General features: G+C 62.8%; 20 protein-coding genes and 5 pseudogenes. 15 read left to right on the plus strand and 10 right to left on the minus strand.

Annotated elements, in window-relative coordinates; all coding sequences use genetic code 11:
- Both ACQKQA_RS12005 and ACQKQA_RS12010 read left to right on the plus strand, forming a co-directional pair.
- Nucleotides 1–342, plus strand: a pseudogene (locus ACQKQA_RS12005) (carbon starvation protein A); the annotation flags it as partial.
- A 15-nt stretch (nt 343–357) separates the two neighbouring features.
- On the plus strand, nt 358–555 hold the full coding sequence (locus ACQKQA_RS12010) for a YbdD/YjiX family protein (protein WP_427557211.1): 198 nt from the start codon (nt 358–360) through the stop codon (nt 553–555).
- Nucleotides 556–609: 54 nt separating this feature from the next.
- Here the strand turns inward: ACQKQA_RS12010 and ACQKQA_RS12015 are convergent, their stop codons facing one another.
- The gene (locus ACQKQA_RS12015; RefSeq protein WP_427557213.1) at nt 610–1260 is read right to left on the minus strand and encodes a DUF2931 family protein; all 651 of its coding nucleotides are present in this window, start codon (nt 1258–1260) and stop codon (nt 610–612) included.
- Nucleotides 1260–2000 (minus strand): annotated as a pseudogene (locus ACQKQA_RS12020) (DUF2235 domain-containing protein); the annotation flags it as partial. The pseudogene ACQKQA_RS12020 and the gene ACQKQA_RS12015, both read right to left, overlap by 1 nt.
- Before the next feature lie 197 nt (nt 2001–2197).
- Here ACQKQA_RS12020 and ACQKQA_RS12025 point away from each other — a divergent pair.
- Nucleotides 2198–2353 (plus strand): hypothetical protein, encoded by a 156-nt coding sequence (locus ACQKQA_RS12025; protein WP_427557216.1) that lies wholly within the window; start codon nt 2198–2200, stop codon nt 2351–2353.
- A 214-nt stretch (nt 2354–2567) separates the two neighbouring features.
- Here ACQKQA_RS12025 and ACQKQA_RS12030 read toward each other — a convergent pair whose 3' ends face one another.
- Nucleotides 2568–3560: a LysR family transcriptional regulator gene (locus ACQKQA_RS12030; RefSeq protein WP_427557219.1), complete on the minus strand. Its 993-nt coding sequence runs from the start codon at nt 3558–3560 to the stop codon at nt 2568–2570.
- Nucleotides 3561–3669: 109 nt separating this feature from the next.
- Between ACQKQA_RS12030 and ACQKQA_RS12035 the strand changes: the two genes are divergently transcribed.
- The 7 genes and pseudogenes from ACQKQA_RS12035 to ACQKQA_RS12065 all read left to right on the plus strand — a co-directional run.
- Nucleotides 3670–5046, plus strand: a complete 1377-nt coding sequence (locus ACQKQA_RS12035) for a PhoPQ-activated protein PqaA family protein (protein ID WP_427557221.1) — start codon at nt 3670–3672, stop codon at nt 5044–5046.
- Between the two features lie 39 nt (nt 5047–5085).
- Nucleotides 5086–5457, plus strand: coding sequence for a hypothetical protein (locus ACQKQA_RS12040; protein ID WP_427557224.1), 372 nt, complete (start codon nt 5086–5088; stop codon nt 5455–5457).
- Between the two features lie 151 nt (nt 5458–5608).
- On the plus strand, nt 5609–7492 hold the full coding sequence (locus ACQKQA_RS12045; RefSeq protein WP_427557227.1) for a DUF1302 domain-containing protein: 1884 nt from the start codon (nt 5609–5611) through the stop codon (nt 7490–7492).
- A gap of 16 nt (nt 7493–7508) precedes the next feature.
- The gene (locus tag ACQKQA_RS12050; protein ID WP_427557230.1) at nt 7509–8858 is read left to right on the plus strand and encodes a DUF1329 domain-containing protein; all 1350 of its coding nucleotides are present in this window, start codon (nt 7509–7511) and stop codon (nt 8856–8858) included.
- 60 nt (nt 8859–8918) lie between these two features.
- Nucleotides 8919–10052, plus strand: coding sequence for a WD40/YVTN/BNR-like repeat-containing protein (locus ACQKQA_RS12055; protein ID WP_427557233.1), 1134 nt, complete (start codon nt 8919–8921; stop codon nt 10050–10052).
- Nucleotides 10049–12403 (plus strand): efflux RND transporter permease subunit, encoded by a 2355-nt coding sequence (locus tag ACQKQA_RS12060; RefSeq protein WP_427557236.1) that lies wholly within the window; start codon nt 10049–10051, stop codon nt 12401–12403. Before ACQKQA_RS12055 ends, ACQKQA_RS12060 begins: the two co-directional genes overlap by 4 nt.
- A 178-nt stretch (nt 12404–12581) precedes the next feature.
- Nucleotides 12582–12817: pseudogene (locus tag ACQKQA_RS12065) on the plus strand (hypothetical protein); the annotation flags it as partial.
- Here the strand turns inward: ACQKQA_RS12065 and ACQKQA_RS12070 are convergent.
- The 5 genes and pseudogenes from ACQKQA_RS12070 to ACQKQA_RS12090 form a co-directional block, all read right to left on the minus strand.
- Nucleotides 12780–13159, minus strand: a pseudogene (locus ACQKQA_RS12070) (transposase); the annotation flags it as partial. The pseudogenes ACQKQA_RS12065 and ACQKQA_RS12070 overlap by 38 nt on opposite strands.
- Nucleotides 13160–13350: 191 nt before the next feature.
- Nucleotides 13351–13680: pseudogene (locus ACQKQA_RS12075) on the minus strand (DUF2235 domain-containing protein); the annotation flags it as partial.
- A gap of 203 nt (nt 13681–13883) precedes the next feature.
- Nucleotides 13884–14708: a sulfite exporter TauE/SafE family protein gene (locus ACQKQA_RS12080; RefSeq protein ID WP_427557239.1), complete on the minus strand. Its 825-nt coding sequence runs from the start codon at nt 14706–14708 to the stop codon at nt 13884–13886.
- The gene (locus tag ACQKQA_RS12085) at nt 14705–15982 is read right to left on the minus strand and encodes an NAD(P)/FAD-dependent oxidoreductase (RefSeq protein ID WP_427557241.1); all 1278 of its coding nucleotides are present in this window, start codon (nt 15980–15982) and stop codon (nt 14705–14707) included. Before ACQKQA_RS12085 ends, ACQKQA_RS12080 begins: the two co-directional genes overlap by 4 nt.
- A gap of 35 nt (nt 15983–16017) precedes the next feature.
- Nucleotides 16018–16902: an MBL fold metallo-hydrolase gene (locus ACQKQA_RS12090; protein ID WP_427557244.1), complete on the minus strand. Its 885-nt coding sequence runs from the start codon at nt 16900–16902 to the stop codon at nt 16018–16020.
- A 230-nt stretch (nt 16903–17132) separates the two neighbouring features.
- Here ACQKQA_RS12090 and ACQKQA_RS12095 point away from each other — a divergent pair, with 230 nt between their 5' ends.
- A complete protein-coding gene (locus ACQKQA_RS12095) occupies nt 17133–18458 on the plus strand; it encodes a sigma-54 interaction domain-containing protein (RefSeq protein ID WP_427557246.1) in 1326 nt (441 codons plus the stop codon).
- Between the two features lie 269 nt (nt 18459–18727).
- Here ACQKQA_RS12095 and ACQKQA_RS12100 read toward each other — a convergent pair whose 3' ends face one another.
- Both ACQKQA_RS12100 and ACQKQA_RS12105 read right to left on the minus strand, forming a co-directional pair.
- Nucleotides 18728–20122, minus strand: a complete 1395-nt coding sequence (locus ACQKQA_RS12100; protein WP_427557248.1) for a sensor histidine kinase — start codon at nt 20120–20122, stop codon at nt 18728–18730.
- On the minus strand, nt 20100–20783 hold the full coding sequence (locus ACQKQA_RS12105; RefSeq protein ID WP_427557250.1) for a response regulator transcription factor: 684 nt from the start codon (nt 20781–20783) through the stop codon (nt 20100–20102). The genes ACQKQA_RS12100 and ACQKQA_RS12105 overlap by 23 nt, the downstream gene beginning before the upstream one ends.
- Before the next feature lie 168 nt (nt 20784–20951).
- Between ACQKQA_RS12105 and ACQKQA_RS12110 the strand changes: the two genes are divergently transcribed.
- From ACQKQA_RS12110 to hcnC, 4 genes are all read left to right on the plus strand, one after another.
- Entirely contained in the window at nt 20952–21302 is a 351-nt protein-coding gene (locus tag ACQKQA_RS12110; protein WP_427557252.1) for a hypothetical protein, read from the plus strand.
- A gap of 204 nt (nt 21303–21506) precedes the next feature.
- Nucleotides 21507–21824 (plus strand): cyanide-forming glycine dehydrogenase subunit HcnA, encoded by a 318-nt coding sequence (gene hcnA / locus ACQKQA_RS12115; RefSeq protein WP_427557254.1) that lies wholly within the window; start codon nt 21507–21509, stop codon nt 21822–21824.
- Nucleotides 21821–23230, plus strand: a complete 1410-nt coding sequence (gene hcnB, locus ACQKQA_RS12120) for a cyanide-forming glycine dehydrogenase subunit HcnB (RefSeq protein WP_427557256.1) — start codon at nt 21821–21823, stop codon at nt 23228–23230. Before hcnA ends, hcnB begins: the two co-directional genes overlap by 4 nt.
- Nucleotides 23223–24479 carry a cyanide-forming glycine dehydrogenase subunit HcnC gene (gene hcnC, locus ACQKQA_RS12125; RefSeq protein WP_427557259.1) on the plus strand — a complete coding sequence of 419 codons (1257 nt, stop codon included), beginning with the start codon at nt 23223–23225 and terminating at the stop codon, nt 24477–24479. Before hcnB ends, hcnC begins: the two co-directional genes overlap by 8 nt.
- The last annotated feature ends 53 nt before the right edge of the window (nt 24480–24532 follow it).

Here is a 24532-nt window from a genome sequence, read left to right on the forward strand (position 1 = left end):
CACATCTGGGTCACCCTGCTGCCGGCGGCCTGGCTGCTGATCTGCACCACCACCGCGGGCCTGATCAAGCTGTTCGACGCCAACCCGGCGATCGGCTTCCTGGCCCTGGCCAAGAAATACAGCGATGCCCTGGCCGCCGGCCAGGTACTGGCCCCGGCCAAGAGCATCGAGCAGATGCAGCACGTGATCTTCAACGCCTACACCAACGCCACGTTGACCGCGCTGTTCCTGCTGGTGGTGTTCAGCATCCTGTTCTACGCGCTCAAGGTCGGCATCGCCGCCTGGGGCAACAAGGAACGCACGGATAAAGAAGCGCCATTCCATGCCCTGCCGGATGCGTAAGCGAGGATTGCAACCATGTTCAATGACCTGAGTCGCCTCGGTAAATACCTCGGTCAGGCCGCGCGCCTGATGGTCGGCATGCCCGACTACGACACTTACGTCGAGCATATGCAGGCCAAGCACCCGGACCAGCCGGTGATGAGCTACGAGGCGTTCTTTCGGGAGCGCCAGGAGGCTCGGTACGGCGGCAAGGCGGGACCGAAGTGTTGTTGAGCGAATGAAAAAAACCGGCTGGGAGGCCGGTTTTTTTATGGGGGCAGGGGGCGGTTACCAGCTGCCGTAGGGGATGCCGTATTGCTGGATGTAGCGTTTGGCGTTTTCGGACAGGGGGTAATAGTGGCCGTTGGATTTGCCCAGGTGTGGGCCTAGCGGCTCTATCTCAGCTTGGGCGCGGGCGACTTTGATTGTGTTACGGCATTCATCTCGAACCCAAATTTGCACAATGCCGCCTGGAGCCAGTCCCATATAAACTGATGCCATATAGCGGGCATTCTGATTTGGAGTTTCCGGGCAGCGTCGGTTAGTAGAGGTGGTCATGATTTTCCGGGCTTCTTCCGGGATATCCACCCATGCCCAATAAGTTTTTGGTTCCACGACCGATTGCCAGCGCACGTAGATGCGCTTAGGAAGATCTGCCCCAATCACTGACCATCCACCGCCTCCAACGCCATTCCAGCCCCTGGCCCATTCCTTCTTTAAACCGGGGTCACCATCGGCAGCGGAGCCGCGGCCGGTATGTTTGAAGAGTTGGCCGTTGATGTCTTCAACAGCAGTGTCCTCGACCCAGACTTTCATGTAGTACGGCTGGGTGAAGCCAAGCTGCCACCAAGGTGCCTTTGGATCATTTTTTCCAGAAAGCGGATCAGCGTGACAGCCACTTAACAGCAGTGCGCCCAGCAGGGCGATGAATACTCTCATTACCAAAGCGTCCAGTCAGGTACGTGAGGATGTTGCACACGCACGGCATCCACCGTGGGGGCGTTGATATAGACGACTTTAAGACTGCCGCCGTCCCGTTTACCCAGCGGGTGATTCCAGTGAGCCGAGAGATGGATATAGCGCAACTTGAGCAGGGTCTCCTCGGCTGGCGTCGTACTGTAGTCACCGGCGACAAACCTGTCACACAGGGTTTGAAGCTCTTGCGCAAGGGCGTAGTCCGGATCCTCTTCGTCAATTGCGTTGAAGCGCACACCGTTCTGCTTCGCCAGTTCATACATGACGCGCAGAGATACTCCCGCCAGCTTGTTGCTCATTGGCCTTTTGAGTTGCAGGCCGGCATACACCCGTTTTCTTCGGGGGGCAAGGCGGTCCTGTGGATCCTGGGGTAGCAACAGCGGCTCCGGTGTGACGATTTCCAGCCATTGTGCGGGCCAACCCTGCGCCAACCAGCGGGTTCTTGCCTGGGCCGCATCCCGGTAAATCGAGGTGTGGGTCACGTCAGTATTGATCGAGACTTCCAGCGCTTGCATCGGGCTGACCAGCACACACTCCTGTACCTTATCCAGATAACCGCCGCCGATATCCGAATGCGCGCCGGGTAGGGTGATTTCGCGATGGTCAGGCTTGACCCGACTCAGGGCAAAGTTGGCACGGTACTCGTTGCGGGCGACCAGTTGCACCACCGAGCGAAAGTAGCGGCGGCCGACAAGCAGTTCTATTTCAGTGTGCATGCCGTGCGCAATGCCGGGGAGGACACGGGGCGGGTGGACACTGTCCGGGTGCTGAGCCGGGCCACCGGCGAGGTGGTGTAGGAGGTTGGGGGCAGTGGTGCCTGTCGCCGACCGGAACCCGTACCCTGACCTTCGAGCATTTCGATGCCGATTCCACCCTCGATTTCCAGGTGCAGAGTTATAGCTTGAACGGCCCGTACGGCAGTGTGCTGCGCGCGCCGACCCAGTATTACCTGTACCACCCACAGACTCAGGCGTATCTGCGCCATCCGCAGCTGGAGCAGTTCGCCGTGGACGGCACTCTACGTTTTTCGCCCAGTGGGCAGATGGAGTTCAGCTAGCAGGAATAAGCGGCCCCAGCGTTGGGATTATTACCGTGTGATCAGCCCTGACCGGCTGGAATTCATTCAGTCTCTCGAGGGGAGTTTCTGATGCGGCTGATCGATCTTTTTCGCGGGCTGGCGGCGTTGTTGCTGGTGTCGCTGGTACTGTCGGCGCAAGGTAAGCGGCTGGCCAAGTCAGCTACCTGAACAGCACGCTACAAGCGATCTGGCGTTATTGGCCGCCACCCCATACCTCATCTTGCACCAACTCGAGCAGGGCCGTTCGGATCAGCATCACGCTCGGCGAAGCCGTCATGTCCTCACGGGTGATAAACACAGCACGGCCCGCTGGGAATGAAAGATCGTGACGAACCGAGCGCACCATTCCTAGCCCCTCGTAGTGCCGCACTGCGCTTTTCGGGGCCGCCGTGAGCAGTCGACTTTTGGCGACCATGCAAAGATTGGTATGGAACGAAAAGGATTCGATGCTGGGAAGGGGCGGCACAATGCCGGCTGCCAGGAACGGCTCCTCAAAAGCCTGGCGAATGTAGGCGCCGCGAGGCGCGACTATCCATTCCAGTTCGCGAAGTTCGGCCAGCCCGACCGTACGCCGTTGCCCCACCGGATGATCCAGTGCGCAGGCAATGGTAAGGCGCTCTTCCCACAGCGGCGTCACCAGCACGTTGCTTGTTGCGGTCGCTTCCTGCCTGGATCCTATACGGCCGATCACACAGTCAAGTTCTCCAGTGCCAAGCATCGCGAACAGTCCATCCACCGTGGATTCCTGAACGATCAGCCTCGGGCAGTCAGACCTCGCCGTAATAGCCGCAAGTAGCCTCGGTAGGGCAGCCACGCCAACGAGCGGCAGCACACCGAGTCTTACCACCGGCACCAGCGGCGCTTCTTCTATCGCCACTGCCGCCGCGCCAAGTGCGTTGAGGGCGATACGTAGCCTCTCCAGTGCCACCAGCCCCGTCGGTGTAAGCACCGCGCCTCGCGTGGTGCGAGTGACCAGTTCAACCCTGAAGGCGCCTTCCAGTTCATGCAGCATCTGTGTCGCTGCCGGCTGACTGAGCGCCAATTGTTGTGCCGCCGCCGAGAGGGAACCGTGCTCTGCAATCAGTTCCAGGAGGCGCAGGTGCCTGATGCGTAGTCGGTCAAGCCAGGGTGCACGCACAGCATTCAGATGTGTCGACTTGCCACTCGAAGGGAGACTCTTGGTCATAACAAAACCTGATGGCCTGATCATGAACCCATAATTTACAGAAAAATATCGGCCCACCACAATGCCGCCACGAGGGTCCATTCCGACCTATCAGAATTAAGGAGATTCCATGAAGAGAATTGCTGCTGTCTTTGGTTGCTATGCCTTGATGCTGCTCTGCATCGGTTCGGCGCGAGCTGAGGATGTGGGGCCGGCCAAATATTTTGACATGCAGGAGATTCGGGATGAGACCACCCTCAACCCGGTCGTCAGCAGCGACCGGGTCGTAGCGAGTACTGCGCGGCCGGGCAAGCGCGTGCGCATCATCGAGCTGAACTTCACCAGCCAGAACTGGAAAGATCTGGTTTGGAAGCATCCCGCACGAATCTATGTGCCTGCCGACTACCAGGGCGGCGGCAACGCGGGGATCATCGGAACCGAGCGGCAGTTCTTCGACCTTCCGGACTGGAAGCGTCGCACGATTCCTGTCACGAACCAGAACACCGAAGCGGAATATGCCGAAGGGACAGCGATCGACCTGGGCATGCCCATCATGCTCTTCGCCAACCCGGCGCAAGACTATTGGGGAATGAGCGAATCCGATTTCGTGGGCTACGCCTTCAAAAAGACATTGGAGACTCGTGATCTCACCTGGAATGGCTATTACCCCATCACGAAGTCCTATCTGCGTGCGATAACGTTGCTGCATTCCCTTCCTGGAATTGGCACTGAGCGTGCCGTGCTTATGGGCTGCTCCAAGCGGGGCTATGGGGTAACCATTGCGACCGGAGTCGACCCCGACCGCGTAGCGGGCATCATGTCTACCTGCTTTTACGGCGGCAATACACTCTACTTTGTCGCCAAGAAATTCGCCGAGTTCGGCCCCGGGGTAGGGGGGCCAGCCGAAGCTCGCGAGGGGCCGGGCTACCAGCCCGCTGAGGATGTCTTGCGGGCGATCAACAACCCTGTCGGTCTCCAGATGCTGACACATTTCGACCCCTACTTCTGGCGTAACAAGATCCGCTCCAACTACCTGGTTACGCTCGGGACCAACGATGAATTCTTCGCGCTCGGTTCACCCAACAGCATGCTGCGGGACATGAGTGGGGACAAGGCCTTCCTGGCAGTGGACAACACCACGCACACCTGGGTTTCTGCCAAGCACCTGGCTGCCTGGCGGATGTGGTTGGCCCACACATTCCTCGGACGCGAGCTTCCCAGTATCCAGGCTCATGGGGTTGTCGAGGGGGGCAAGCTGATGGTGACGGCCAGAGTGAAGTCCCCAGCGTCGCCTCTTGGGGTCAGGCTGTTCTACTCGTACAACCCGACGTCCGTCGACTGGCGTGGTGCCAAATGGGACTCCATCGTGCTGACCAAGGAACAGGACGCATACACCGCACGCCTGCCGCTGAAGGAGGGTCACAAGTTGGCCTACTACGTCGAAGTCGAAGATGAGGGCAAGGGCGGCCCAGGGTATGTCAGCTCGTTGATCGAGAGCGTGAACTAGCGCGATGGCGTTGAACCTTCATTGAGGAAAATAAGAATAATGAATCAGAAAAAACTCATGGCAGCCCGCCAGCTTGCTGGCGTACTGATGCTGCTTTCCGGCGGGACGCACCTCTCGCAACTCTGGGTGTATGGCATGGCCTTGAACGTTATCGGGGCTGCGAGCTTCGGGGCTATCTATGTGGTCGTCGGCTGGCTACTGCTGCGCCCGGGAACTCTGGGCCTGTGGCTGGGCGCGTACCTCCCCACGGTAGGAGGAATCTGCGGTGCTGCGCGCTTCATGCTCGTTCATCCCAACCCGTTCAGCCTGTTCCATATTGGTATCGACCTGATCGTGGTGCCCATCTGCCTCTACTCGCTGGTGTTGGAATATCGCCGCCTCAAGCGATTGGCAGAACCTCAGGCCTTCTGACGCCAGTGCTTGATTGCCTTTGATCAGGAGGGCAACCAGCACAAATCTCGCAATCCCCTGGCACTCCTCCTTCGGAGCCTTACGCAAACAGGCTGCCGAAGGATGGCGGCTGGGCAATGAGCCGCGCCTATAACAATTAGAGAAAAGACTCATGGTTCATAAACAAACAAGACGGTACCTGCACCGCGCCTGGTTCACCAAGACGCTGGTTGCCCTTTCACCTTTGGCCTGGGCCGTGTCCCTGCAAGCAACCGCCGGGGAATTCCAATGGGGCGAAATCAGCGGACGGACCAATGGCAGCCTCAGCCTTGGCGGCATCTGGAACGCCGCGAAGCCGGACAGCAATCTGATTTTCCAGGGCAACGCCAACAGTGTCGGCTACGGTTCGCCCGGCCAGTTCAACCCCAATGGCGCCCGTAACGCTGACGATGGCCGTCTGAATTTCCGCAAGCGCAATCTGGTGTCTTCGCCAGTCACCCTGCTTGGCGAACTCGAAGTGAACTGGCGCAATTACGGCGCCTTCCTTCGCGGCAAAGCCTGGTACGATTACACCCTGAACAACCGCGAAGTGGACTTTGGCCACTCGGCCAACGGCTACAAACCCGACAGCAAGCTCAATGACAGCCATTTCGACGACCTGGCCAAGTTCCAGGGCGTGGACCTGCTCGACGCCTATGTGTTCGGTGATTTCGAACTGGCAGAACACTCCCTGAACCTGAGGGCCGGCAACCAGGTAGTCAACTGGGGGGAGGGGCTCTACCTGCAAAACGGCATCAACGCGGTGAACCCTGTGGACCTCGCGGCCCTGCGGCGCCCCGGTTCGCAGCTCAAGGAGGCATTGCTGCCGGTGCCCATGCTGTATGGCAACCTTGGCCTGACCGACAGCCTGAGTCTGGAAGCGTTCTATCAGTTGCAGTGGCGCCAATCCGTGCTCGAAGGCTGCGGGACCTACTTTGCCAGCAACGATTTCCTGCCTGAAGGTTGCTTCGGGATTCCGCGGTTGGGGGCGGTTGCTAACCCGAACGACCAGTTCGCCTACGCGAACGACCTCATAATCCATCGGGCCGAGGACCGCGAGCCGAGCAATGCCGGCCAGTTCGGTATCGCTCTGCGCTACTTCGCCGACGCCATCAGTACCGAATTCGGCGCTTATGCAATGAACATCCATTCGCGTACGCCCTACACCAGCATCATCACGACCAAAAGGCCGGCAGGAGGTACGGGATGGCTGCCCGGGCAGCAAAATACCAACGCCCGGTATTTCGCCGACTTTCCCGAGGACATCCGCGTCTTCGGCCTGAGTTTCTCAACCAGCCTGGGAGGAACCTCGGTTTTCGGCGAGTACAGCTATCGACCCAATCAGCCGGTGCAACTGGCCAGTGGCGACTTGATCCCAGCGTTCGCCGGCAACGCTGCGGTGACGGGCGCGGCGATCGGACAGCCAATTACCCTTGGTGAAGACGCGCTCAACGCACCCCCCGGTTCCGTCTACAACGGCTATGACCGCCGCGAGATATCGCAGCTCTCGCTCGGTGTCGCCAATTCCATCTCGCAGGTGCTGGGAGCCGATAGTCTCAACCTGGTCGGTGAGGTGGGCATGAAGTACATGCATGACCTGCCGAGCCTCGCAGACCGCCGTTACAGCAAAGGGGACCAGTTGGGTTCCGATCTGGCCCAAGGCAGTGCCGCCGGTTGTGTGCTGGGCGCTCCAGTGGAGAAGTACAAGAAGCTGGCGTGTTCCGCAGACGGCTACGCCACGAAGTTTTCCTGGGGCTACCGGATGCGCGCGCAGCTGACTTACTCGGGGCTGTTGGCCGGCGTCAACGTCTCGCCTTACATCGCTTTCGGTCAAGACGTTAAGGGCTGGTCTTACGACGGCAACTTTGTTGAAGACCGCCTGCTGGGCACTGTCGGTGTGAAGGCCGACTACCTGCAGAACTACTCCGCCGACCTGTCCTGGTCCGGTAGCGGCAATACCCCATTAGCGGCCACCGACCGAGACTTCATCGCCCTCAGCCTGCGCATGGGCTTCTGACCCCGAGGTAACTTCCATGAATAAAAACAAGATCCCGGCCGTCGTACTCAGTGGGCTCATCGGCCTCGCCAGCAATGTTGCCCTAGCCCAGATCGACGCTACAGAAACCGCTCTCCTGGGTCAGTCTCTGACCCCGATCGGCGCGCAAAAGGTCGGCAATGCCAGTGGCAGCATTCCGGCTTGGACCGGTGGCCTGACGAAGCCACCGCCGGGGTTCGATGCCAGCAAGGGCTACCTCGATCCGTTCGCAGGCGAACAACCGACGTACACCATCACGGCCGCCAATATGGCGCAGTATGCCGAACTGCTCAGCCCCGGCTACAAAGCCATGCTGCAGAAGTACCCCAGCTACAAGATGAATATCTATCCGAGCCATCGCACCGCTGCATTGCCCCAGACCGAGTATGCCCACATCGCTCAGGAAGCGATCGGCATCACCCTGGCCAACAATGGCAATGGAATGGTCGGGTATCAGAGCACCAGTGTCCCTTTCCCGATTCCTCATTCGGCCTTGGAGGTCCTCTACAACCATTTGGTGCGCTACCGCGCCGGTGGCTACCAGTACTACCCCACGGAAATGGTTGTCCAGGCCAATGGCAGCTTCTCGCCTGTGCGCCGAGAGGTAAAACTGGTGATGGCCTCGGCCATGGGCAACCCGGAGCCGAATCGGCTGTACTACTACCTGGGTAAGGTCACTTCGCCGGAAAGTGTCGCGGGCGGCCAGACCCTGGTCCACGAACCCATCGACCAGACGCAGGAAACTCGCCTGGCCTGGGTCTACAACCCGGGGCAACGCCGCGTCCTGCGCGCCCCGGAGATTTCTTACGATTCTCCGGTGAGCACTTCCGATGGCCTGCGTACCAACGACATGATCGACATGTTCAGCGGCGCACCGGACAAGTACGACTGGAAGCTGGTGGGCAAACGGGAAATGCTGGTGCCGTACAACACCTACAAGCTGGCCGACCGCTCGCTCAAATACGGGCAGATCATTCAGCCCAATCACCTCAACCAGGACCTGATCCGTTACGAACCTCACCGCGTCTGGGTGGTGGAGGCCACGCTTAAGCCCGGCCAACGGCACATCTATGCCAAACGGGTCTTCTACATCGACGAAGACAGCTGGGGGATCCTCGCCTCCGATCTATACGACGGTCGCGGCGAATTGTGGCGGGTTCAGGAAGCTCACAGTCTGCAGCGCTACGACGTGCTTTCGGCGATTCATGTCAGCGAAGTCGCCTACGACCTGCAGGCCCGTCGCTACGTAGTCTACGGCCTGGAGAACGAGGAGAAGATCACCCAGTTCGGCGTCCAGGCTGCGCTCAAGGACTTCAGCGCAGCGGCGTTGCGCCGTTCCGGTCGCTGAAGTCCATTTTTCCGCGCGGGGTGGTTGCGCAGCAGCCGCCCCCTTCCACAGAGAGAAGCCATGAAGACTTCCATTCGCCCTGGTCTTGGCCTGGCACTCGGCCTGAGCACGAGTGTCATCGCTGGCTCGGCCTTTGCTGCACCGCTTGCCGACCGTCTCGAGCGGCCCGCGCAAACCTCCCCTCTGACAGGGCAGACGCTGCTGACGGACGTACATCGCCTGGGCGAGCGCCTGGTCCTGGTCGGTGAGGGTGGCCGAATCCTGATTCGCGATGCCGACGGGCATCTGCAACAGAGCAGCGTACCGGTGGACCTATTGCTGACCGCCGTGCATTTCGTCGACGACCATAACGGCTGGGCGGTTGGCCATGACGGCGTGATTCTGCACAGCGTTGATGGTGGTCGGACCTGGCTCAAGCAAAGCGATGGCCGCACAATCAGCAACCTGATGCTGCAATGGACCGAGGCTGAAGTCGCCCGGCTGGAAGCCACCAAGGCCGCAGCGCCAGACGACAAGACACTCGATGGTGTTCTCGAAGATGCCTATTTCGCACTCGACGATGTCAAGGCCGGGATCGAGTCAGGGCCCTCGCGTCCCTTGCTCGGCGTGTGGTTCCGCAATCCCAGTGAAGGTTGGGTGGTGGGCGCCTACGGCATGATTCTGCAAACGCAGGATGGCGGCAAACACTGGCGCTTTCTTTCTGGCCTGCACAACCCCGAACGCCTGCACCTCAACAGCGTACTCGGGCTGCCGGATGGCGGCCTGCTGGTGGCGGGAGAGGGTGGCCGTCTGTATCGGCTCGCAGAGGGAAAATGGCAGGCGCCGCAGCAACTGACCAAGGCGTCGTTGTACAAGCTCCTGTCACTGCGCGACGGGACCCTGTTGGCCATGGGCTTTGGCGGAACATTACTGCGCAGCGCGGATTTGGGGCGCAGTTGGCAGGCCATCGAGCTGCCCGGCAAGTTCAGCCTGTACGGCGGCGAGCAACTGGCTGATGGCAGCCTGGTGCTCACCGGCCAGGCCGGCGTCATTCTGCATAGCCAGGATCTGAAGCATTTCAAGACCTGGCGCTCCCCCGGGCAGACCGCGTGGCTTAGCGCCAGTGTCCTGCCCACCGATGAGATCGCCCTCGTTGGCGGGCAGGGTCTGCGCACGCTGCCCCTCTCGCAATTGACCGCGCAGGAACAGCCATGAACGCCTCCCTCCCTCTCGACATGCCTGCCAAACCGTTAAAAGCAATGCCTGCTCTAGTGGCGAGAGCCGAACGTGTCCTGTTTCATCACCGTGTGATGGTATTGGTGTTCTTCGCGATCATGTCGCTGCTGCTGGGTTACAAAGCCCTGCAGTGGCGCCCGGACGTCAGCTTCAACCGCATGATCCCGACCGGTCATCCATTCATCCAGAACTACCTGAAGTTCGAGGATGTGCTGCGCCCGCAAAGCAACGTGCTGCGCGTCATTGTGGAGAGCGACAAGGACAGCATCCTGACGCGCGAATACTTGGAAACGCTGCGCGAGGTCAACGACAGGCTCTTTTATGTTCCCGGTGTCGACCGCGGCAACTTGAAGTCGCTGTGGACCCCAAATGCGACCTGGAGCGAGGTCACTACCGAAGGAGTTCGTTCGGGCAGGATCATTCCCGATGGCTATGATGGCAGCCAGGCGTCGCTCGCCCAAGTGCGCCAAAACATCCTTCGCGCGAATATGGTGGGCAGCTTTGTCGCCAACGACCTGCGCTCGACGCTCATCCGCGTGCCGTTGCTAGAGAACGACCCGGAAACCGGCCAGCCGCTGGACTATGGCGCCTTCAGCCAGCGACTGGAGGAGGTGCGCGAGCATTACGCCGCCCAGGGCGTACATATCCGCGTGATCGGTTTCGCCCAGATCATTGGCGACCTGCTGGCCGCCGTTAGCGATATCGCGTTGTTTTTCGCCATTACCGTCGTGTTGATCAGCATTCTGCTGTACGGCTATTGCCGCTGCTGGCGAAGCACTGCGGTCACCGTGCTGACGTGCCTGCTCACGGTCATCGGTCAGATCGGCCTGCTCAGCCTGCTGGGCTACGGCATGGATCCATACTCGGTGCTTGTGCCGTTCCTGGTCTTCGCCATCGGCATTAGCCACGCCGTGCAAAATATCAACCTGATGATGAGCGAAATGGGGAGTGGCGCCACGCCAATCGAAGCCTCTCGGCGGACCTTTCGCGCACTGTTCATTCCCGGCACGACCGCCTTGCTTGCTGACGGGATCGGTTTCATTACCCTGCTGGTTATCGACATCGGTGTGATCAGGCAGCTGGCGATAACGGCGAGCATCGGCGTATTCGTCGCCATATTCACCAAGATGTTCCTATTGCCCGTTCTGATGTCCTACGTCGGCGTCAGCCCTCGCGGTATCAGGCAACAACACAAGCGTGCCGAATCCTCCTGGCCAGTGTTCCGCCGTCTTAGCGCGGTGGTAGAACCTCGTATTGCCTTGCTGCTCGTCCTGGTTGGCCTGGTCCTTCTCGGCCTAGGCTATCAGGCACGCCAGGACCTGAAGATTGGCGACCTGGAAGCCGGGGCGCCTGAATTTCGCCCTAATGCTCGCTACAACCAAGATAATGCCTACCTACTCGAGCACTACACCACTAGCACCGACGTCTATGTCGTGATGTTCAAAACACCACGCGAGCAATGTGCGCGCTTTGCCGCCGCCGACCTGGCCAACCAGCTGGAGCGACATTTGCTGCAAGTCGAAGGTGTCGAGTCGATAAGCTCGCTGTACCGCACCATGCGCTTTGGCCTGCTGGCGCGCAATGAGGGCAATCCAAAGTGGGCGGAATTTTCCCGCGATCAGTTCGTGATGAACAGTGCCCGAGCCGGTGCCCCGGCGGAGCTGGTCGATCGCGACTGCAGTGTGGCGCCGATCAGCCTCTTCCTCAGCGACCACAAAGCCGAAACCCTCGCTCGCGTAGCCAGTGCCGTTGAGACATTCACCAGGAAATACGACGCTGGCGAATTCGAGATCCTCCAAGCGGCAGGTAACGCCGGTATTGAGGCGGCTACCAACATGGTCATCAAGACGTCCGAGAAACGGATGCTGGTGCTGGTGTTCGTGATCATCTCGCTGGTGGTGTTCTGGGAGTTCCGTTCCCTCAAGGTGACCTTCGCCTTGATGGCGCCGCTGTACCTTTCCACCGTGCTCTGCGAGGCGGTGATGGCACAAATGGACCTAGGGGTGAAAATCGCCACCCTGCCGGTGATCGCTTTAGGTGTTGGCATCGGTGTCGACTACGGGATTTATCTCTATAGCCGCATAGAGGGCTTTCTGCTCCAGGGCATGAATTATCGCCAGGCCTACTTTGAAGCGCTGAAGACCACAGGCACCTCGGTAGCCTTCACCGGCATCACTTTGGCCTTGGGCGTGGCCACCTGGGTGTTTTCCAGCCTGAAATTCCAGGCCGACATGGGGCTGCTGCTAATGCTGTTGTTCACCTGGAACATGATTGGAGCGCTGATCCTGATGCCAGCCATTGCGTCTCGGTTACTCGCCACGCGCTACTAGATCAGACGCTACGATTTAGGATCAGGCTGTGAAAACGACGCCGGGCAAGCGAAACTGTTGGCGCTGATGCGATTTTGACCCAAGCCGCTCATTTTAGCCGCCACATGTGCAGTCTCTAAAATGACGCGCAAGGCCATCGATTAAATGAGTAACGGCGGCGGCCAGGGCGCTTCATGTCGGCGAAGCGCTCAGCGTCTCCGGCGACGCCATCGACGATGAAAACGCGGGCTGATCTACAGCAGCCGCGTTCGCCTGAAGTCCGATCACCTGATGGCCAATGGGCAGAGCGTGGTCCTGTCGCCGGGGATGTCGGTCACCGCAGAACTGAAGAGCGGCCAGCGCCGGGTGATCGACTATTTCCTCAGCCCTTTGCAACAGCATGATCATCCGAGGGAAAGTGCCCCCGAGTCTTAATGATCTTTCGCAGTTGAGCGTTGATGCTCTCGATGGCGTTCGTTGTGTAAACCACCTTGCGAATGCCTGCCGGGAAAACAAAAAACGGAATGATCCTATCCCAGGCCCGGCGCCAAGCAGCAACGACGGTTGGATACTGCTTTCCCCATGATCCTGTTTCGAAGGCGTTCAGGGCTTGTTCGGCAGTCTCGGCATTGACCGCCTGGTAAATGGGTTTGAGAACGCTCGACGTTTATCCCAACCTGCGTAGTCCAGGCTGTTACGGATCAGATGCACGATACAGGTTTGCGGCGTCGTGTCAGGGAAAACCGCTGCCAAGGCTTCGGGTATCCCTTTCAAACCGTGCCCACCGCGACCTGGAGATTCCGAGTCGTCCGCGGCTCAAGTTCGACGATCTCCCTGACGTTGCCGATACCTCGGACTTCTCCTATGCGTCGATGCGTGACAGATTCAGATCGCGCCAGAGACCCACCGCCGTGGATCCGGAGACCACACCGTCGCGCGACCCCGCGCCTGCGGTCAGCGATCCCGACATTCCCATAACTACTCTCCGGATCCTTCATATACGGCTTGCAGTTGCCATCGAGGTCCTGGGGCTCGATAGGGTGTTGAGCCCCACACAGTTGCCCCATGGCCGAGTTGCTGGCGTTATTGCCGGTGCCGTCGAAAAACACCCCGATGCGCAGCGCCACCTGAACCTTTTCGGGCGGTGGTGTGGGCTCTTTGGCGTACTTCTCATACTGCGCCCAGAGCTGTTCGCCATAGCTGGGCTGCTCGGTTTCGGCGCTGCGTTCAGCGGGGGTGTTCGTTGGGGGGGCGGGCCGTAGAGGGTTGGGCATCGGCCCGGGTCCGTTGTTGGCCATGGGTGGTCCTGGTGCGGTTGAAGAGGAGGCAGACAACCGTACCGGGAAGGGTGGGGAGAGGGTTTAGGAGGAATCTGTAAGAGGCAGAGCCGGGGCTGATTTGGTTGTAGGAACGGTCTATTGCCGGGAGGTTTTTGTCGTCTGGTCGGGCGTTGTCGCGAGCAAGCTTCGCTCCTACGAAGGCACTAGGAGCGGACTCGGGTTCAGTGCCAGGCGCCTAGCGCGCCGAGGCTGAGCATGACGGCTGCCAGCATCCCCACCAGCGCAAACAATTGCTGCAAGCGCGGCCCCGCCAGGTAGCGGGCGACTTGCCGGCCGGCGATCAGCCCCAGCACCGCGCCCAGGGCGAAGGGCGCGCCCACGGCCCAGTGCATCACGCCGCTCAGGCTCGCCGTCACCACGCTCCCCGCGGACACCAGGGCGATCACCGCCAGGGAGGTGGCGACGATGCTTTTGCTGTCCAGGTTGGTGTAGCGGGTCAGCGCTGGGATGATCACGAAGCCACCGCCGACGCCCAGCAGCCCGGACAGCAGGCCCGAGAGCATGCCGGTGAGGGTCAGGGCGCGGGCGCAGGGCAGGGTCCAGCGCAGCCTTCCCTGCAACGGGTTGAGCACGCAGGGCTGGAACGCCACCCGGGGCGCCGGCTGGCCGTGGCGCAGTTCGCGGGTGGCCTTGAGCAGGATGCGCCCGCAGGCGTACAGCAGCACCGCGGAGAACAGCAGGGCCAGGGGCAGGTTCGGCAAGCGATGGGCCAGCCACAGGCCGACCGGCGCCATCAGGATGCCGATGGCGGCGACAAAGCCGGCGGCGCGGTAACGCACGATGCCTTCGCGCAAGCCCAGCACCGCGCCGACGCTGGCCGCCAGGCCCACCGCGAGCAGGCCGATGGGCGCCGCCTCGACCATGCTCAGGCCCAGGCCGAACACCAGCAGCGGCACCGCGAGAATCCCACCGCCGGCCCCGGTCAGGGCCAGGATCAGGCCGATCAGGGCACCGAGTCCGGCGCCCAGCAGGTTGTACTCAGTCATGGTTTCGGCAGGTCCGCCACCAGCTCCGGCTTGGCCAGCCATTCATGGCCCTTGAGCATGCCGCGCCAGTACAGCGGCGGCAGGATGCGTTCCTTCAACCACCAGGCGCGGCGGGTCGGCTGGCGACCGTCGAGCAGCCACGCGGGGAAGCTCGGCGCGACCTTGCCGCCGTAGGTGAATTCGGCGAGGACGATCTTGCCCCGTTCCACGGTCAGTGGGCAGGAGCCGTAGCCGTCGTACTGCGCCCGCGTCGCCAGGCGCTTGAGGTTCACCAGTACGTTGGTGGCCACCACCGGCGCCTGCTTGCGCGCCGCCGCGGCGGTTTTCGCGTTGCTGGTATTGGTGCCGTCGCCGAGGCCGTGGATATTGCTGTAGCGCTTGTGCTGCAGGCTGTTGGGGTCGACATCGATCCAGCCGGCGGCGTCGGCCAGGGGGCTGTTGCGAATGAAGTCCGGGGCGGTCTGCGGCGGCACCACGTGCAGCATGTCGAAGGGCAACTCGATGCGTTCCTGTTGGCCGTCGACTTTGTTGCGGATGAAGGTCGCGCGTTTATTCGGGCCATCCACCGCCACCAGGTTGTGGCCGAAGTCCAGGGCGATCTTGTATTTCTTCACGTATTCCATCAGCGCCGGTACATAGTCCGGCACGCCGAACAGCACGCCGCCGGCATTCAGGAAGCGGGTGTCGATCTGCCCCAGCCGGCCGTTGCGCAGCCAGTGATCGCAGGACAGGTACATGGCCTTCTGCGGCGCGCCGGCGCATTTGATCGGCATCGGCGGCTGGCTGAACAGCGCCTGGCCCTGCTTGAGGTTCTGCGCCAGTTGCCAGGTGTAGGGCGCCAGGTCGTAGCGGTAGTTGGAGGTCACGCCGTTTTTGCCCAGGGTTTCGCTCAGGCCCTCGATGGCATTCCAGTCGAGCTTGAGGCCCGGGCAGACGATCAACTGGTCGTAACCCAGCACGCGGCCGTCGTTGAGCAGCAGGGCGTTGTGTTCCGGCTCGAAGCTGTTCACCGCGGCCTGGATCCAGGTCACGCCCTTGGGGATCAGCGAGGCCATGGAGCGAGCGGTGTCTTCGGCACGGAACACCCCGGCGCCGACCAGGGTCCAGCCGGGCTGGTAATAGTGGGTGTCGGCCGGGTCGATGATGGCGACATCCAGCTGCGGATCGCGGCTGAGCAGGCTGGACGCGGTGGCAATGCCGGCGGCACCGCCGCCGACGATCAGGACCTGGTGGCTGCCGTTGACGGCACGAGGGTTGGGAGTAATGGGGCGCATGGCATCGTCTCCTGGTGGAGTGGCGTTATAGTTTTTTACAGGGCGTTCAGCGGGATCTTCAGGTAGCTCACGCCGTTGTCGTCAGGTTCGGGGAACTGGCCGCTGCGCATGTTGATCTGCACCGAGGGCAGGATCAGCATCGGCATTTCCAGGGTCGCATCGCGGGCTTCGCGCATCGCCACGAAACTGTCTTCGTCGATGCCTTCGTGAATATGGATGTTGTGCGCGCGCTGCTCGGCGACTGTGGTCATGTATTGCAGCTCGCGGCCGTTGGGCAGGTAGTCGTGGCACATGAACAGCCGGGTCTGCGGCGCCAAGGCGAGGATCTTGCCGATGGAGCGGTACAGGGTGCGCGCGTCGGCGCCGGGAAAGTCGCAGCGGGCGGTGCCATAGTCGGGCATGAACAGGGTGTCGCCGACGAAGGCCACGGTCTCCTCGCCGACCTGTACCAGGTAGGTCATGCACGCCGGGGTATGGCCGGGGGTGTGCAGGGCGCGGGCCTGGAGGTTGCCGATGGCGAAGGGGCTGTCGTCGTCCAGCAGCACGTCGAACTGGCTGCCGTCGCGGGCGAAGCGCGCATCTTCGTTGAACAGCTGGCCGAACACCTGCTGCACCACGGTGATCTTGTGCCCGATCGCCACCCGGGCGCCGAGCTGCGCCTTGAGGTAGGCCGCGGCGGACAGGTGGTCGGCGTGCACATGGGTTTCGAGGATCCAGTCCACCTGGGCGTCGAGTTCGCGGACCCGGGCGATCAACTGGTCGGCGGACGCGGTGCAGGTGCGGCCGGACTTGGGGTCGTAGTCCAGCACGCTGTCGATCAATGCGCAGCGCCGGGTTTCCAGGTCCATCACCAGATAACTGATGGTCCACGTCTGGTGGTCGAAAAAGGCTTCTACGCACAGCGATGTGCCGATGATCATTGGGCTCTCCGAACAATGGGGTGACGCGAGCAGTCGTCACTTGGACTGTCAATAAACGTGCCAACCCTGGCACGCCCTCGTTAACGCCAATTCATTGAATTCAAAGGCCTGGAGTCGGCGTTCTGGCGATCGCTGCCATTTTTTCGTGGCAGTCATCTGGCAGTTCGTGGCAGGAAATGGCAGAAGCCGCACCCTTGGTTTAAGCTGCCGCGCAATGCCTTGGAGTTGCCATGTCCCAGCCCACGAATGCCCTTGCCAGTCCTGAAATGTTAGCCCTGGTTTCCTATCTGGAGCATGACGCCCAGCCGACGATTCTGTTAGACACCGACTACAACATCCTCGCCGCCAATACCGCCTACCAGCGCCAGTTCGGCGTCGAGGGCAAGCCCCATATCGGCGCCAAGTGCTACCGGGTCTCCCACCAGTTCGCCGTGCCCTGCGACCAGGCCGGCGAACATTGCCCGATGCGCAAGGCCTTCGAGACCCGCCTGCCGGAGCGCCTGCTGCATGTCCACCACACCCCGCGCGGGCCGGAGCATGTGGATGTGGAGTTGCGGCCGATCCTCGGCGACGCGGGGCAGGTGGTGGCCTATGTCGAGCGCTTGAGTTCGGTGGCGGTGGCCTCGGTGCAGCCGCAGCAGAAGGGCCTGGTGGGGCGTTCGCCGGCGTTCAATCAAGCCCTGAGCGCCCTGCAGCGGGCGGCGCCGTCGCCGATTCCGGTGCTGTTGCAGGGCGAGTCCGGGACCGGCAAGGAGCTGTTCGCCCGCGCCCTGCACGACGGCAGCCCGCGGGCCAATGGGCCGCTGGTGGTGGTGGATTGCACCGGTCTCACCGAAACCCTGCTGGAGAGCGAGCTGTTCGGTTATGAGAAGGGCGCTTTTACCGGCGCCCTGCAACGCAAGATCGGCCTGGCCGAGGCGGCCCATGGCGGCACCTTGTTTCTTGACGAGATCGGCGAGGTGCCGCTGGCGATGCAGGTCAAGCTGCTGCGGCTGATCGAGTCCGGCAGCTTCCGCCCGGTGGGCAGCCTGCGCACCGTGCATTCGGATTTCCGCCTGGTCTCGGCGACCCACAAGCCGCTCAAGGAAATGGTCGCCGCCGGCACCTTCCGCCAGGACCTGTACTACCGCATCAGCGCCTTCCCGATCCGCCTGCCGGCCCTGCGCGAGCGTAGCGACGACCTGCCGCTGCTGATCGACAGCCTGCTGCAACGCCTGGCGCCCGGCGCCGTGCCGCGGGTCGCGCCCGAGGCCCTGGCGCGCCTGGGCCTGTATGCCTACCCGGGCAATATCCGCGAGCTGCGCAATATCCTCGAACGGGCGCGGCTGTTCAGCGACGACGGGGTGATCCGGGTCCAGGACCTGCCCGAGGAACTGCGCGCGGACCAGGCCACCGTAGCGCCGCCGGCTCGCCGACGCAGCGGCAAGGACCTGGAACAACTGGCCCACGCCCTGGAGGTGTTCGACGGCTCGCGCAGCGAACTGGCCAAGGCCCTGGGCCTGAGCGAACGCACCCTGTACCGACGGCTGAAGGCCCTGGGTATTTCCAGCCACTGAGCTGCGTCGTGCCCTTGAGAGAGCTGCGCCCTTGAGCACGCCGCGCCCGTTCCGGGCGATCGCAGCCTCGCTGCGCTCGGCAGCGGCTACAGGATGCGGCGACACTCTTGGATCTGCTCCCGTCATGCTTTGTGTAGCCGCTGCCGCAGGCTGCGATCGAGCGGCACGCTCGCGGGGATCTTGCGGGCGCTGGAGATGCTGCGGGTTGGTTGAAGTTGCGGGGGCGCTGTTCGTAGGAGCATGCGTCACCCTGTAGCGACAAGAGCCGCTCAGGTCTTGGCGATCAGGCTCGGCCGGCAGTCGAGGCTCAGGCGGGCGCCGCCGCTGGGGCTGCTGCCGACGTCGAGCTTGAAGCCGTGCAGGCTGACGATGGCGGCGACTATGGACAGGCCGAGGCCGAAGCCGCCGTGGGAGTTGCTGTCGTCGACCCGGTAGAAGCGCTGGAAGACCGCCTGGCGTTCGGCCTCGGGAATGCCGGGACCGGAGTCCAGGACTTCCAGGCGCGTGCTGCCGCCATCCTCGACCCCGCGCAAAATCACCTCGCCACCGGTCGGGGTGAACTTGATCGAGTTGCTCAACAGATTGGCCAGGGCCTCGAACAGCAGGGCGCGGTCGCCGGTCAGGCTCGGCAGCGTCGCGGGCATTTCCAGGGTCAGAGTCAGTTGGCCTTCCTCGGCCAGGGGCAGGTAAAAGTCATGCAGCTCCTGCAGCAAGGGCAGTGGATCGAGTTCGACGAAGCCCGAGCGCCGCTGGTGATCCTCGATTTCGGAAATCCGCAACAGGCCGCGAAAGCGCGCCATCAGCCGGTCGGCCTCGCCCAGCACCTGGTCCAATTGCAGCGCCTCGGGGGTGCCTTCGGCGGCTTGCTGCTGCATGCGATACAGCTGGGCGCGCAGGCGGGTCAGCGGGGTGCGCAGGTCATGGGCGATGTTGTCGCACACGCCCTTGACCTCGTTCATCAGCCGCTCGATACGGTCGAGCATGGCGTTGACGATGGCCGCCAGCATGTCCAGTTCGTCGCGGCGGTTGGACAGCGGCAGGCGGTGGGTCAGGTCGCCGGCGACTATGGCCTCGGCGCTGGCCTGGATCTTGCGGATCCGCCGCAGCGGCCGGCGCCGCAGCAGGTGCCAGCCGGCGGCCCCGGGAATGATGGTCAGCGACACCCCCCACAGCAGCGCATGGAGAATGATCCGCGTCACCGCGAACAGCGAGCCGTTGTCGCGCACCAGGATCAGCCAGCGGCCGTCGCGGGTGTAGGTGGCCACCGCATCGCAGCTGTCGCGGGGCAGGTCGGGGTCGTCGGAGTCGATGCAGCCCTGGAGCTCGTGGATCTGCCCGTCCAGGGGCAGGTCGTCGGGGATCTCGCGGATCGGTCCGCTGAGGTAGCGCAGCCGCTCGTCGAACAGGCCGTAGGCGTCGATGGCGCGCATGTCGAAGGTCATGCTGGTGGTCAGGGCTTCTTCCAGTTGTTCGCCCTGGAAGCGCGCAAACAGGTGTTGGCGTTGCATCAGCGAGTGCTTGGCCAGGCTCTCCAGATAGCTGGACACCTCGTAGTACATGACGCCCATGAGGATGCCGCTCCAGGCCACGAACAGCGAACTGTAGAGCGCCAGCAGACGGCTGCTGGAGGAGCGCCAGCCCTTAGAGGGGTTCAGCAATGACATAACCCGAGCCTCGCACGGTGCGGATCAGCGGGGTCATGCCGGGCGGGTCGATCTTCTTGCGCAGGCGGCCGATATGCACGTCGATCAGGTTGGTGCCCGGGTCGAAGTGATAACCCCAGACCTCCTCGAAAATCATCATCCGCGAGAGGATCTGCCCGGTGTTGCGCATCAGGAATTCCAGCAGCTTGTACTCGGTGGGCAACAGGCTCAGCAACTGCTCGGCGCGGGTCGCCTCGCGGCTGATCAGGTTCAGTTCCAGGTCGGCCACCCGCAGGCTGGTCTCGAGTTCCTGCACCGTGCTTTTGCGCCGTAGCAGCACCTCGACCCGGGCCGCCATCTCGTCGGAGGCGAAAGGCTTGGTCAGGTAGTCGTCGCCGCCGGCGCGCAGGCCGCGCACCCGTTCGTCGACGTCGGACAGGGCGCTGATCATCAGGATCGGCGTCGACACGCCGATGGTGCGCAGGGTGGTGACGATCGCCAGGCCGTCCAGCTCCGGCAGCATGCGGTCCAGGGTGATCAGGTCGTAGTCGCCGCTGACGGCGCGCACCAGGCCTTCGCGACCGTTGTCGACCCAGTCCACGTCCAGCCCGTGGCTGCTCAGTTCGGCCACGATTTCGCGGGCGGTTACGGCATCGTCTTCGATGGTCAGAATGCGGGTCATAAGGGCTTACCTGATTGGGATTGCATGACACAGGCCCATATTTTGCCAAGAAAACGCCGCGGGCTTTCTAAATTATCTTTCATCTTGGGCATGGTGGGCGAAAGGTAGCAGGCGGGGCGCGCAATCGCTGATATCATCCGGCCACACTCCCGGCATGGATGCTGCGCGATGCACCTGACTCGATCCCTCGGCTGGAAAACCCTCGGCACCTGCTGGCTGGCGCTGACGTTTTCCCTGGCTTTGTCCCCGGCGTTCGCCGCCAACCAACCCTGTTCCGGCAAGAAGGGCGGGATCGCCGGCTGCGATGGCGAACTGTTCCTGTGCAACGACGGCTCCATCAGCGGCTCGAAAAAAAGCTGCAGCGCCCACTTTGGCAGCTCGAGCCAGACCGCTCGTCCACAAACGCTGATCCGCAGCGACGAAGGCTGCTCCTGCGGCAGCGGCAGCTTCTGCACCGGGCCCCGGGGCGGGGTCTATTGCCTGACGCCCAGCGGCAACAAGAGCTACAAGCGCAAGTAGGCGCTAGGCAGATTCCAGGGCTTGGCGCTTTGCTTGGCCCAGGTCAATGTTCTTGTCCGACAAAACCACTAGATTGGTCCGCAGTTCAGCCCCGAGGAGCTGGCGCCGCGCAACCGTTGGCCGGGTCCACAGACCCGAGGCCCGCGGCGATGCACAGCAGGACGCTGGCATTCCTCTTCACTCTGTTCAAGGACGAATTTCCTGATGCGCCATACCCAACGATCCTTCGATATCCAGCCGCTGCAACAGGCGGATATGACCATCAGCCTCAATGGCCAGCCGGTGACGGCGGCGATTGGCGAAACCGTGCTCAGCGTCATCCAGTCCCTGGGGCTGCGCCAGGTGGCACGCAACGACCATGGCCAACTGGCCGGTGCCTATTGCGGCATGGGCGTGTGCCACTGCTGCCTGGTGCAGATCGACGGCCGGCACAAGCGCCGGGCCTGCCAGACCCAGGTGCGGCCGGGCATGCAGGTGCAGACCGAAGCCAACCGCATTACTGAGGTGGAGGAGGTGCAATGAGCCTGAACCCACTGATCGTCGGCGGCGGTCCCGCCGGCATGGCGGCCGCCATCGAGCTGGCCGAGCACGGCGTGCGCAGCACCCTGGTCGACGAGGCCTCGCGCCTGGGCGGGGTGGTCTATCGCGGACCGCTGCGCGACGGCGTGCAACTGGACTACCTGGGGCCGCGTTATTGCGAAGCCCTGGCGAAACTGCACGGCGCCTTCTCCGACTGCGAACAGATGATCGATGTGCGCCTCAACCACCGGGTGGTGGGGGCAGAAGGCAAGGACAGCCTGGTTCTGCTGGACGCCGACGAGCGCCTGGCGGAAGTGCAATACCCGCAATTGCTGCTGGCCGCCGGCTGCCACGAGCGCAGCGTGCCGTTCCCCGGCTGGACCCTGCCCGGGGTGATGCTGCTGGGCGGTTTGCAGTTGCAGATCAAGAGCGGCGTGGTCAAGCCGCGCGGGCCGGTGGTGATCGCCGGCACCGGGCCGCTGCTGCCCCTGGTGGCCTGCCAGCTACACGCCAGCGGCGCCAACGTGGCGGCGGTCTACGAGGCCTGCGGCTTCGGCCGGATCGCCAAGGAAAGCCTGGCGCTGCTGAACAAGCCGCAGCTGTTCCTCGACGGCCTGAGCATGCTCGCCTACCTCAAGCTGCACCGCATTCCCATGCATTACGGCTGGGGCGTGGTCGAGGCCCAGGGCACGGACGGCGTGGAAAGCGTCAGCGTGGCGCCGTACTCGGCGCGCTGGGAGCCGGACCTCTCGCGTCGGCAGCAGATCGCCGCGCAGACCCTGGCGGTGGGCTACGGCTTTATCCCGCGCACCCAGCTCAGCCAGCAGATGGGCCTCAACCACGGTTTCAGTCATGACGGCTACCTGCGGGCCACGGCCAACGTCTGGCAGCAGAGCAGCGAGCCGCACATTCACCTGGCGGGGGACATGGGCGGCATTCGCGGCGGCGAGGCGGCGATGCTCACCGGGCGCATCGCCGCGCTGTCGATCCTGATGCAGCGCGATGTGCTGAGCAACGAGGCGGCCCTGGAGCGGCGCCAGAAGTACCAGAACAAACTGGCCTCCATCAGCCGCTTCCGCGCGGCGGTGGACCGCTACACCGAGCGCGGCACCGGGCAGATCGACCTGCCGGCCGCCGACACCCTGATCTGCCGTTGCGAACACGCGACCCGCGGCGATATCGACCGCGCCCTGGAGCAGGGCGTGCAAGACATGGCCAGCCTGAAGATGCGCACCCGGGTGAGCATGGGCGACTGCCAGGGGCGGATGTGCGTGGGCTATTGCAGCGACCGCCTGCGCCAGGCCACCGGGCGCCAGGATGTGGGCTGGCTGCGCCCGCGCTTCCCCCTGGACCCGATTCCGTTTTCCGCTTTCCCTCAACCGAGCAAGGATGCTTTGAATCATGAGTAAGTTCTACGACGTGGTCATCGCTGGCGGCGGTGTGATTGGCGCCTCCTGTGCCTACCAGTTGTCCAAGCGCAAGAACCTGCGGGTGGCACTGATCGACGCCAAGCGTCCGGGCAACGCGACCCGTGCCTCGGCCGGCGGCCTGTGGGCCATCGGCGAGTCGGTGGGGCTGGGCTGCGGGGTGATCTTCTTTCGCATGATGTCGGCCCGCAACAAGCGCCAGGCCAATGGCGCGGCGGTGCTGGTGGACTCCAGCACGCCGCATATCCTGCCGCAGTCGTTCTTCGACTTCGCCCTGCAATCCAACGCCCTGTACCCGCAGTTGCACCAGGAACTGCGCGAGCGCCACGGCATGGATTTCAAGTTCGAACGCACCGGGCTGAAGTTCGTGATCTACGACGCCGAGGACCGGCTCTACGCTGAGCACATCGTGTCGTGCATTCCGCACCTGGCGGACCAGGTGCGCTGGCTCGACCAGGCAGCGCTGCGCGAGTCGGAGCCAAACGTCAGCCATGAGGCCCAGGGCGCCCTGGAATTCCTCTGCGACCATCAGGTCAACCCGTTCCGCCTGGCCGACGCCTACACCGAAGGCGCGCGGCAGAACGGCGTGGACATGTACTTCAACACCAACGTCACCGGCGTGCTGCACCAGGGCAGCCGGATCAGCGGGGTGCAGACGGCGGAGGCGGGGACTTTCCATTGCGACACCCTGATCAACGCCGCCGGCGCCTGGGCCGCCGAACTGAGCCTGCAGGCCACCGGCGCGAGCATTCCGGTGAAGCCGGTCAAGGGCCAGATCCTGCTCACCGAGCGCATGCCCAAGCTGCTCAACGGTTGCCTGACCACCAGCGACTGCTACATGGCGCAGAAGGACAACGGTGAGATCCTGATCGGCAGCACCACCGAGGACAAAGGCTTCGACGTCAGCACCACCTACCGGGAAATCCAGGGCCTGGTGCAGGGCGCGGTGCGCTGCGTCCCTGAGTTGGAACAGGTCAACCTCAAGCGCTGCTGGGCCGGCCTGCGCCCGGGCTCGCCGGACGAGCTGCCGATCCTTGGGTCGATGTGCGGGGTGGAAGGCTACCTCAACGCCTGCGGGCATTTCCGCACCGGCATCCTGACCTCGGCGATCACCGGGGTGCTGCTGGACCGGCTGGTGAACGAAGAGGCCTTGCCGCTGGACATCAGCCCGTTCCTGGCCGAGCGTTTCGGCCTGAAAGCGGAAGCGCCGTTGCAGGTGGCGCTGGCCTGAGCCTGGCGCGGTGCTGTAGCGGCACCGCGCCGTCCTTGAGTTTCGCCGCCCGC

This window comes from Pseudomonas sp. NPDC089530 (assembly GCF_050280705.1).
GTDB lineage: Bacteria > Pseudomonadota > Gammaproteobacteria > Pseudomonadales > Pseudomonadaceae > Aquipseudomonas.

What these genes read in the sequence shown, in the direction of transcription:
- ACQKQA_RS12085 (WP_427557241.1), bottom strand. Translation starts at nt 15,982, where the DNA reads ATGCGCCCCATTACTCCCAACCCTCGTGCCGTCAACGGCAGCCACCAG.
- hcnA (WP_427557254.1), top strand. Translation starts at nt 21,507, where the DNA reads ATGCGCCATACCCAACGATCCTTCGATATCCAGCCGCTGCAACAGGCG.
- ACQKQA_RS12105 (WP_427557250.1), bottom strand. Translation starts at nt 20,783, where the DNA reads ATGACCCGCATTCTGACCATCGAAGACGATGCCGTAACCGCCCGCGAA.
- ACQKQA_RS12050 (WP_427557230.1), top strand. Translation starts at nt 7,509, where the DNA reads ATGAATAAAAACAAGATCCCGGCCGTCGTACTCAGTGGGCTCATCGGC.
- ACQKQA_RS12010 (WP_427557211.1), top strand. Translation starts at nt 358, where the DNA reads ATGTTCAATGACCTGAGTCGCCTCGGTAAATACCTCGGTCAGGCCGCG.
- ACQKQA_RS12100 (WP_427557248.1), bottom strand. Translation starts at nt 20,122, where the DNA reads ATGTCATTGCTGAACCCCTCTAAGGGCTGGCGCTCCTCCAGCAGCCGT.
- hcnC (WP_427557259.1), top strand. Translation starts at nt 23,223, where the DNA reads ATGAGTAAGTTCTACGACGTGGTCATCGCTGGCGGCGGTGTGATTGGC.
- ACQKQA_RS12035 (WP_427557221.1), top strand. Translation starts at nt 3,670, where the DNA reads ATGAAGAGAATTGCTGCTGTCTTTGGTTGCTATGCCTTGATGCTGCTC.
- ACQKQA_RS12080 (WP_427557239.1), bottom strand. Translation starts at nt 14,708, where the DNA reads ATGACTGAGTACAACCTGCTGGGCGCCGGACTCGGTGCCCTGATCGGC.
- ACQKQA_RS12090 (WP_427557244.1), bottom strand. Translation starts at nt 16,902, where the DNA reads ATGATCATCGGCACATCGCTGTGCGTAGAAGCCTTTTTCGACCACCAG.
- ACQKQA_RS12055 (WP_427557233.1), top strand. Translation starts at nt 8,919, where the DNA reads ATGAAGACTTCCATTCGCCCTGGTCTTGGCCTGGCACTCGGCCTGAGC.
- ACQKQA_RS12040 (WP_427557224.1), top strand. Translation starts at nt 5,086, where the DNA reads ATGAATCAGAAAAAACTCATGGCAGCCCGCCAGCTTGCTGGCGTACTG.
- ACQKQA_RS12060 (WP_427557236.1), top strand. Translation starts at nt 10,049, where the DNA reads ATGAACGCCTCCCTCCCTCTCGACATGCCTGCCAAACCGTTAAAAGCA.
- ACQKQA_RS12015 (WP_427557213.1), bottom strand. Translation starts at nt 1,260, where the DNA reads ATGAGAGTATTCATCGCCCTGCTGGGCGCACTGCTGTTAAGTGGCTGT.
- ACQKQA_RS12095 (WP_427557246.1), top strand. Translation starts at nt 17,133, where the DNA reads ATGTCCCAGCCCACGAATGCCCTTGCCAGTCCTGAAATGTTAGCCCTG.
- ACQKQA_RS12045 (WP_427557227.1), top strand. Translation starts at nt 5,609, where the DNA reads ATGGTTCATAAACAAACAAGACGGTACCTGCACCGCGCCTGGTTCACC.
- ACQKQA_RS12030 (WP_427557219.1), bottom strand. Translation starts at nt 3,560, where the DNA reads ATGACCAAGAGTCTCCCTTCGAGTGGCAAGTCGACACATCTGAATGCT.
- ACQKQA_RS12110 (WP_427557252.1), top strand. Translation starts at nt 20,952, where the DNA reads ATGCACCTGACTCGATCCCTCGGCTGGAAAACCCTCGGCACCTGCTGG.
- hcnB (WP_427557256.1), top strand. Translation starts at nt 21,821, where the DNA reads ATGAGCCTGAACCCACTGATCGTCGGCGGCGGTCCCGCCGGCATGGCG.